Origin of the sequence: Corynebacterium sp. HMSC077G07, assembly GCF_001809225.1 — a bacterium.
Classification (GTDB): Bacteria; Actinomycetota; Actinomycetes; order Mycobacteriales; family Mycobacteriaceae; genus Corynebacterium; species Corynebacterium jeikeium_D.
This window is the reverse complement of the sequence record NZ_KV796524.1, coordinates 98813-106321: the sequence shown is the minus strand read 5'-3', so window position 1 is coordinate 106321 and position 7509 is coordinate 98813. Positions and strand designations below refer to the sequence as shown.

General features: G+C 59.3%; 8 protein-coding genes and 1 pseudogene. 7 read left to right on the top strand and 2 right to left on the bottom strand.

Translation table 11 applies throughout. The annotated features are described in order from the left end of the window. From HMPREF2562_RS10695 to HMPREF2562_RS02335, 3 genes and pseudogenes are all read left to right on the top strand, one after another. Window positions 1-347, top strand: a pseudogene (locus HMPREF2562_RS10695) (cobyrinate a,c-diamide synthase); the annotation flags it as partial. Window positions 348-357: 10 nt separating this feature from the next. Continuing rightward, window positions 358-1449 (top strand): uroporphyrinogen-III C-methyltransferase, encoded by a 1092-nt coding sequence (gene cobA, locus HMPREF2562_RS02340; protein WP_049170808.1) that lies wholly within the window; start codon window positions 358-360, stop codon window positions 1447-1449. Then, window positions 1442-1708: a hypothetical protein gene (locus tag HMPREF2562_RS02335; RefSeq protein WP_246819318.1), complete on the top strand. Its 267-nt coding sequence runs from the start codon at window positions 1442-1444 to the stop codon at window positions 1706-1708. The genes cobA and HMPREF2562_RS02335 overlap by 8 nt, the downstream gene beginning before the upstream one ends. Here the strand turns inward: HMPREF2562_RS02335 and HMPREF2562_RS02330 are convergent. After that, window positions 1705-2442, bottom strand: coding sequence for a YaaA family protein (locus tag HMPREF2562_RS02330; protein ID WP_070549569.1), 738 nt, complete (start codon window positions 2440-2442; stop codon window positions 1705-1707). The two genes, HMPREF2562_RS02335 and HMPREF2562_RS02330, sit on opposite strands and share 4 nt — an antisense overlap. A 60-nt stretch (window positions 2443-2502) precedes the next feature. On the opposite strand from HMPREF2562_RS02330, the gene HMPREF2562_RS02325 reads away from it, so the two are divergent. After that, window positions 2503-4275 (top strand): proline--tRNA ligase, encoded by a 1773-nt coding sequence (locus tag HMPREF2562_RS02325; RefSeq protein ID WP_070549564.1) that lies wholly within the window; start codon window positions 2503-2505, stop codon window positions 4273-4275. Here HMPREF2562_RS02325 and HMPREF2562_RS02320 read toward each other — a convergent pair. Continuing rightward, entirely contained in the window at window positions 4272-5237 is a 966-nt protein-coding gene (locus HMPREF2562_RS02320) for a DUF4439 domain-containing protein (RefSeq protein ID WP_070549563.1), read from the bottom strand. The two genes, HMPREF2562_RS02325 and HMPREF2562_RS02320, sit on opposite strands and share 4 nt — an antisense overlap. A gap of 100 nt (window positions 5238-5337) precedes the next feature. On the opposite strand from HMPREF2562_RS02320, the gene rimP reads away from it, so the two are divergent. The 3 genes from rimP to HMPREF2562_RS02305 all read left to right on the top strand — a co-directional run bounded on the left by rimP (window position 5338) and on the right by HMPREF2562_RS02305 (window position 7457). Continuing rightward, entirely contained in the window at window positions 5338-5910 is a 573-nt protein-coding gene (rimP, locus tag HMPREF2562_RS02315) for a ribosome maturation factor RimP (RefSeq protein ID WP_069358755.1), read from the top strand. After that, window positions 5907-6893: a transcription termination factor NusA gene (gene nusA / locus HMPREF2562_RS02310; RefSeq protein ID WP_016422584.1), complete on the top strand. Its 987-nt coding sequence runs from the start codon at window positions 5907-5909 to the stop codon at window positions 6891-6893. Before rimP ends, nusA begins: the two co-directional genes overlap by 4 nt. A gap of 171 nt (window positions 6894-7064) precedes the next feature. Then, window positions 7065-7457, top strand: a complete 393-nt coding sequence (locus tag HMPREF2562_RS02305; RefSeq protein ID WP_016422585.1) for a YlxR family protein — start codon at window positions 7065-7067, stop codon at window positions 7455-7457. The last annotated feature ends 52 nt before the right edge of the window (window positions 7458-7509 follow it).

The following is a 7509-nucleotide window of genomic DNA, read 5'->3' as shown; positions in this document are numbered from 1 at the left end:
ATCTCGGTGGGCGCCGTATGTGTGGCATCATCCCGGGGCGAGCGCACATGGCACGGTTGAAGCTGGGGTACCGGGAGGCTGTGGCGCTGACTGATTCTGTGCTGTGCCCGGTAGGAACGCGCGTGCGCGGTCACGAGTTCCACAAGACAGCCCTAACCGATGACACCGCAAGTGTCGCTGCTGCGGCCGGGTGGCAACCAGCCTGGGGTTGGCGTGGATATCAAGGCGAAACAGTTCGCGACGGCTTCGTTTCCGAGTCTGGGCGGATTCATGCCGGTTACCTGCATGTTCATCCGGCGGGTGCGCCGGGGAACGTCAGTCGCTTTGTCGCTTCGTGCGCCGGGTAAAGTGTTAGCTATGAGTTTGCTTCTCAAAGACTACGGTGTGTTGGTGATTGGCGGTTCCACGGCTGCAGAGCGCGTGATTCCTCGGCTGTTGGACTCTGGCGCTGATGTCACTGTGTGTGAAGGTGGGGAAGTAACAACTGCGATTGAGGCCTGGGCTGCAGACGGCCGTATTACTTTGACCCGCACCGGTTTTACCGAGGCGATGAGCTGGGGCAAGGCTCTCATGGTCTGCTGTGACGAGGCGTTGTTGCGTGAGGTGACTCTAGAGGGACACCGCCGAGGTATTCTCGTCGACGATGAAACCGGGGCTTCCAGCCCGCTTACTCCTGTGGCGCTGACCGGCCGTCGCGCGTCGCGCGCTGGGGACCTCGCTGGTCAGGTCGCACTCGTAGGCGGTGGCCCGGGCGACCCCGGTCTGATTACCGTTGAGGGGCGTCGCTTGCTCCGGCTTGCCGACGTTGTCGTTGCAGACCACCTCGGTCCACTGTCGCTGCTCGGTGACTTGGAGCCGGATGTCGAGATTATTGATGCCGGCAAGCTTCCTTACGGCCGCGCCATGGCTCAGGAGCGCATCAATGAACTGCTAGTTCATCGTGCCCGTGAGGGCTACTTTGTGGTCCGGCTCAAGGGTGGCGATCCGTACATCTTCGGCCGCGGTTTTGAAGAGCTTCAGGAGCTGCAGAAGGCTGGGGTACCGGTTCGCGTTGTGCCGGGTATTACTTCAGCACTGGCGGTACCGGGGACGATTGGCATCCCAGTTACTATGCGTGGCGTCAACCATGAATTCACTGTTGTGTCCGGTCACGTCCCACCGGGGCACAGGAAATCGCTGGTCAATTGGGATGCGCTGGGCCGGATGCACGGCACTATTGCCATCATTATGGGAGTTAAGAACGGGCCAAAGATTGCCGAGGCTCTGATGAAGGCCGGCCGCAGCCCGAAGACTCCGGCTGCGGTCATCCAGGACGGCACGCTGCCGAATCAGAGGTCGCTACGCTGCACACTCGGCGAGCTTGGCGAGAAAATGGTCGAAGAGGCAATCAAGCCGCCCGCGGTTATCGTCATCGGTGAAGTCGCCGGTCTGGATGAGGGCGATGAGTAAGAACAACAAGTCGAGGAAGCGTGAGCCAGAGCAGCAAAAGGCAGGGCTTGTTACCCGACTGCTTGCCGACGATCAGCTGCGTAGCGCCATCTGGATGGGCGCTGCGACCTTCCTGGTGTTCTACCTCGGAGCCATGATCATCTTCCGCCTCCTTCTCCTCGGCGGAGAAGGCTCGCGATACGACAGCATTTTCATCGCTGTCATCGCGCTCATTGCCGCCATTGTGGCAGGCCGGAAGCGCTACAACGACGACATTTAGTTTTCCGGGACGCGGAAGATGAGGGTGTCGTCGTCAAGCGAGACGTCGTATCCTGCGGCGCGTGCGATGTCGACGGCCTCTGTGGGGGAGGTCGGTGCCGTGTCGGAAAGGGCGATGGCGCGGGCAAATAGGCCCTTGTAGTGCTTGTTGAAGTGGCTGACGATTTTGCCCTCGGCGGTGAGCACGGTCATCGTTGTCGCGGTCTTGACTTTGCCCAAATTGGCGTAGGTGCCGGAACGAAGGTCGATGAGGAAGTCGACATCCTTGAGAGCCTCGGTGATGGCGGTGCCCCATCGGCGCTTCATCGTCGGAGCTGCGTCGGCAGGCTGATCCGCGAAGGGGAGCTTGACCGTGCCAGAGAGACGGTAGTGGGGGATGAGGTCGTCTCCGCCAATGACACCGAAGAGTGCTGACCCGATGGCGAGTCGAGCACGGCCGGTTTCCGGCAAATCGCTGGGGGAGAGTGCGTCGTAGAGCACCCCGGTATAACGCTCGAGAGCCGGCATGGTCGGCGACTCTAGGAGCGCGGCATTAGCTGTGACTTCGTCAGCAAGCCGTGGTCCCAGCTTCAGTGTTTCCATCGCAGCTTCCCTGTTCGCACTTAACTCCACGAGATCGGCTGCAATGCGCTCGCGGATGGGGTTGAGGGAGCCGAAGCTCAGCGAGGAAAAGTCCACTGCGGGATGGCTGCCACCAGTGGCTTTGGTTTCAGATGGGGGTAGGACTACGAGCATGGGCACCATAGTAATGCCCCGCATGTTGCGAAGAATGATCGACGGGTAAAATCAGCATTCATGATTACGCGAATGTCCCAGCTGTTCCTGCGCACACTGCGCGAGGATCCAGCTGACGCCGAGGTCCCTAGCCACAAGCTGCTCGTCCGTGCCGGCTACATCCGGCGAACTGCCCCTGGTGTGTACTCCTGGCTGCCACTGGGCTTGAAGGTTCTGCGCAACGTAGAGAAGGTTGTGCGCGAGGAGATGGAAGGCATTGGCGCACAGGAGCTGGCATTCCCTGCACTGCTCCCGCGTGAACCGTACGAGGCGACGAATCGGTGGACCGAATACGGCCCCGAGCTGTTCCGTCTGAAGGATCGCAAGGGCGCGGACTACCTGCTGGGGCCGACGCACGAAGAGATGTTCGCGCTGGCTGTCAAGGATCTTTTAAGCTCCTACAAGGATTTCCCGACGACGCTGTTTCAGATTCAGACCAAGTACCGCGACGAGGCTCGCCCGCGTGCAGGTATTCTGCGTGGCCGCGAGTTCGTGATGAAGGACTCTTATTCCTTCGACATGGACGACGAGGGGCTGGAGAATTCTTATCAGCAGCACCGCGGTGCCTACCAGCGAATTTTTGACCGGTTGGGCATTAAGTACGAAATCTGCCACGCCACCTCCGGTGCTATGGGCGGTTCGGCCTCCGAGGAGTTCCTGGCTGTTAGCGAAAGTGGCGAAGACTCCTTCGTAGTCTCCACCGACGGTGAGTACGCCGCCAATGTGGAAGCCGTGAAGATTCCGGCAGTCGAACCGCAGCCGATTGAGGGACAACCGGAGGCGAAGGTTTACGAGTCTCCGAACTGCACCACAATCGCAGCGCTTGTTGATTGGGCCAATGGTGCGGACCTCGGACGCGAGGTCACTGCTGCCGATACTTTGAAGTGCGTTCTCGTCGCCGTCGACCCGAAGAAGGTCGATAAGGAGGGCAACGCCCTGCCGGAACAGCTCACCGCAATCCTGGTTCCCGGTGACCGTGAGGTCGATGAAAAGCGTCTTGAAGTCGCATTTGAACCGGGTGAGGCGCGCTTGCTGGAGGACAAGGACTTCGCAGCCAATGACTTCCTGATCAAGGGCTACGTCGGCCCGCAGGGGCTCGCCGATCGCGGTGTGAAGGTCCTTGCTGACCCCCGCGTGGCGGAGGGCACTAATTGGATTACAGGAGCCAACGAGGAAGGCAAGCACATCGTCGATGTGGTCGCTGGTCGCGACTTCCAGATTGACGGTATTTGCGATGTCGCAGAGGTGCGTGACGGCGACCCGGCTCCGGAGGGGCATGGCACGCTAAAGATCGAGCGCGGAATCGAGATCGGTCACATTTTCCAGTTGGGCCGCAAGTACACCAACGCCTTTGAAATCGACATCCTCGATGTCAACGGTAAGCGTGCTCGTCCGACGATGGGGTCCTACGGCATTGGCGTATCCCGCCTGGTCGCTGTCCTCGCAGAACAGCAGTTGGATGAAAAAGGCCTCAAGTGGCCAGTTGCCGCAGCACCGTACAAGGTTCACATCGCTGTGGCCGGCAAGAACGCCGAAGCAGCTGAGGCCGCTGAACAGCTGGCGGAAGACCTCAGCCAGCAGGGCATTGAGGTGCTTTTCGACGACCGTCCGAAGGTCAGCCCCGGTGTGAAGTTCAAGGACGCCGAGCTGCTGGGTATGCCGTTTGTGGTCATCTTTGGCCGTGGCTACGCGGACGGCAAGGTGGAGCTGCGTAACCGCCTGACCAACGAGACCGACGAGGTCGCCGCTGACGGCATTGCAGCTCACGTCGCGGAGCTGGTTCGCAAGGCTTAGAGCCCGGGCAACGGCTCCAAGTTGTTGCCACCTAGCGCTGCCGCTCCGGCGGCAGCCACGCCAGCTGCCTGCAGTGCGAACATACGCATCCGAGGGTTATTAGCAGCGAGCAATACGTCTTCCCACGCCTGGGCACAATAGCGCTCCAATGCAATCATGTAATCGACGGGTGCCGTATCTGGCGAAGGAGCGCCTTCCGGCATATAGCCAGGTGCGCTCTCCGGCACCTCAACGTCGGAATCCTCCAAAATTAGTCGGGTACGATCGCGCAAAATACGGTGGCGCTCGCCACGAGCCAAAAGAGCAGTAGTGGTATCGCCTCCGACACGTGGTGCGGCTACGCCGACACCGTAGATCATCATGTATTCGGCTTGCAGTGCCTTAGTCATCTGTTCTTCGGCACCCGAGATTTCATCCCTGTCACTGGGAATCAATGGGACAAGCTCCTCCCACTCAGCGCCCGCAACACGCAGAGCGAGGACGATACCGCCATCGACAGCCGTGGCGAGGCGCGCAGTGTGCTCCTCCCGCAATGCAGTGCGTGAATCCAGGGCATTCGTCAGTACGGGATTGTTTCGCGAGTCCGTGAGCAGTAATTTCGCATCGGAACCGGTAACCAGGGATCCTGGGACTGCTACGTCCGAGCCACATTCATCGACAGGTTTACCGTCCTTGTGGGTACCGCAGGCGCGTGTGATTTCCTTATCCAGTTCGGTTACCTGCGCGGAGCGCACAGCTGCGAGGTTAGGATTGGCGTCGCTAAGCGACTGTGCATCGCGCGCCGCCAGCGCATGGAGAACCTCAATGGCGTAATCGGGGCGCGGTGCCACCAGATGCGAGCACGCGGAAAGCGCAGGAAGTGATCCCACGGCGAGGGCAGCAGCGAGGAAGCCACGGCGCGAGAGAGTACGAGTGCGATGCGATGCGGAAGCAAAACTGGGGGCGGGAGGTTCAACAATCACCTCACTATGGTGCCACGGCGGGCGGCACTTTGTGTCAACGCGGTGCGGGAAAGTGCCCAGGTGCGCAATTCCTAGTACTTGACCTGTAGACTCTACGACTATGGCGATACCCGCACCCGAGAAAATTGAACAGTTTGTGAGCCCGGCGCTCGCACAAATCGGCCTGGATGTGGAAGATGTCAAGGTCGTTCGCGCCGGCGCAAAGTCACAGGTCATTGTGTTGGTTGACGCAGATGAGCGTCCTGACCTCGATGTTCTGGAACAAGCCACGCATGAAGTATCTTCGGCTCTGGATGCCGCGGAGGCACGTGGTGAAGCGGACTTCGGCGCTCAGGGCTACACCTTGGAAGTTTCCACTCCTGGTATTGACGCACCGCTGACTCAGCCTCGGCACTGGCGTCGTAACCGTGGTCGTATTGCGGAGATTTCGCTTGCCGACGGTTCCGCGATTGCAGCCCGCATTGGTGCGCTGTCGCCGGATGAAGAATCCATCATTCTCGTTACCTCTAAGGGGCCAAAGGGACGTTTGAAGGCTGTTGGCCAGCGTGTCCAATTAACCAATGTGGCCCGTGCAGTGGTACAAGTTGAATTCTCTAATCCGCCCGCAGCCGAGAAGGATTTTGCGGGACTAGACTATGACGATGCCTTGACCAGGCTGGAGGATAACAAGTGAAGATTGAACTAGCTGCCCTGCGAACCTTGGAAAAGGAAAAGGGTATTCCTGTCGACGAAATGCTGGGACTGGTCGCCCGAGCATTGCGTGAAAGCTACCGTAACACCACCGCACCGGCACAGTATGCGCGCGTCGAAATCGACCGTGAGACCGGTGACGTCATAGTCTTTGCCCAGGAGCGAGACGACGAGGGCAATCTCATCTCCGAATGGGACGACACTCCGGAGGACTTCGAGCGTACCGCTGCATTCGCTGTTCGTCAGACCATCCTTTCGCGTCTGCGGGATGCGGAGAGCGATAAGGTTCTCGACGAATACGCAGACCTGTCTAATCAGGTCATTTCCGGCGTGGTCCAGCGCGATGTCTATGCCAATGAAAAGGGCATTGTCGTCGTCCACATCGGTTCGGAGGCCAACGGCCGAGACGGTATTCTGATGCCGGCTGAGCAGCTGCCAGGTGAGGAACTCAAGCACGGTGACCGCATCAAGTGCTACGTCGTCGGTGTGAACAAGACACCGCGCGGTGTTGCGATTCACCTGTCACGCACGCATCCGGAGCTCATTCGTAAGCTCTTCGAACTTGAAGTTCCGGAAGTTGCCGATGGGGCAGTGGAATTGATTTCCATTGCGCGCGAGGCCGGTCACCGCACCAAGGTTGCTGTACGCCCCACGGTCAAGGGCCTCAACGCTAAGGGCGCCTGCATTGGGCCCCGCGGTCAGCGTGTGAACTCGATTATGAATGAGCTCAAGGGCGAGAAGATTGACATCATCGACTACGACGAGGATCCGGCGAAGTTCGTTGGTAACTCGCTGGCGCCCGCCAAGGTAGTTAGTGTCAAGATTCTGGACATGGACGAGCGCCGTGCACACGTTGTGGTGCCCGACTACCAGCTCTCTCTTGCTATCGGCAAGGAGGGACAGAATGCCCGTCTGGCGGCTCGTCTGACCGGCTGGCGAATCGATATCCACTCCGACGCGGAGTAGACACAACGTCAGCGTCCCAGCGGTTGCGAAAGTGGCGGGAAAGTGCCTAGGGGGTTGGCACTTTTCCGCCTTTTCGGGTTATGCTGGGAGGTGGCCAAACGACAAGGCGTGATTTTCCTATGCGAATTTTCGCGCTGAATTTCTTAGCAGGAAGGTGGGTGCGTCAGGAGTATGACGACTTCGCGGGTGCTAAACCCGAATTCGACAACTCATACGCCTGCACCCACACGTACCTGTATTGCAACTAAGCAGCGCCACAATTGCTCGGAGCTGCTACGCATTGTCGCCACCACCCGTTCAGATGGCTCAGTAGCCGTCGTTGCTGATCCGCATCGTCGGATGCAGGGGCGAGGTGCCTGGATCACCCCAACACTAAAGGCTTGGGAGATCGCCGACAAGCGCCGTGCATTTGGCCGCGCACTGAAGGTATCTACGCAGGTAGATGCGTTTCCGGTTAAACAGTTTATCGCCACGCACTACGAAGCGGCGGAGGGTTTCGCCCCCGCTGACGATGTGCGTGTCGCTAAGCAGGGAGGCAGGAAAAATGACAACAGAAAGACCTGAACACTGATGAGCACACGATGAAGCATCAGCGATGAACGGCAATAGATAAGAG

What these genes read in the sequence shown, in the direction of transcription:
- cobA (WP_049170808.1), top strand. Translation starts at nt 358, where the DNA reads ATGAGTTTGCTTCTCAAAGACTACGGTGTGTTGGTGATTGGCGGTTCC.
- HMPREF2562_RS02335 (WP_246819318.1), top strand. Translation starts at nt 1,442, where the DNA reads ATGAGTAAGAACAACAAGTCGAGGAAGCGTGAGCCAGAGCAGCAAAAG.
- HMPREF2562_RS02330 (WP_070549569.1), bottom strand. Translation starts at nt 2,442, where the DNA reads ATGCTCGTAGTCCTACCCCCATCTGAAACCAAAGCCACTGGTGGCAGC.
- HMPREF2562_RS02325 (WP_070549564.1), top strand. Translation starts at nt 2,503, where the DNA reads ATGATTACGCGAATGTCCCAGCTGTTCCTGCGCACACTGCGCGAGGAT.
- rimP (WP_069358755.1), top strand. Translation starts at nt 5,338, where the DNA reads ATGGCGATACCCGCACCCGAGAAAATTGAACAGTTTGTGAGCCCGGCG.
- HMPREF2562_RS02305 (WP_016422585.1), top strand. Translation starts at nt 7,065, where the DNA reads ATGACGACTTCGCGGGTGCTAAACCCGAATTCGACAACTCATACGCCT.